This is a genomic window from Mycobacterium sp. UM_11, from assembly GCF_001414075.1.
GTDB lineage: Bacteria > Actinomycetota > Actinomycetes > Mycobacteriales > Mycobacteriaceae > Mycobacterium.
The window spans coordinates 1-300 of record NZ_LATC01000281.1; the positions used below are offsets into that span (position 1 = coordinate 1).

2 pseudogenes are annotated in these 300 nt (G+C 60.3%); both read left to right on the forward strand.

The window, feature by feature from the left end:
* Positions 1-156, forward strand: a pseudogene (locus WU80_RS25030) (WXG100 family type VII secretion target); the annotation flags it as partial.
* Positions 157-199: 43 nt separating this feature from the next.
* A pseudogene (locus WU80_RS25725) lies at positions 200-300 on the forward strand (type VII secretion protein EsxI); the annotation flags it as partial.

The following is a 300-nucleotide window of genomic DNA, read 5'->3' on the forward strand; positions in this document are numbered from 1 at the left end:
CAGGCGCAGGCGACCTCGTACGACACCATGGGTCAGGTCAACCAGGCCTTCCGCAACATCGTCAACATGCTCCACGGTGTGCGCGACGGACTGATTCGCGACGCGAACAACTACGAGCAGCAAGAGCAGGCCTCGCAGCAGATCCTGGGCAGCTAGTAGCCGAAACCGCCGTCTTCCAACACTTTTAAGGAGCTAAGCAATGACCATTAACTACCAGTTCGGCGATGTCGACGCCCACGGTGCCTTGATCCGCGCCCAGGCCGCGTCTTTGGAGGCTGAGCACCAGGCCATCGTTCGCGA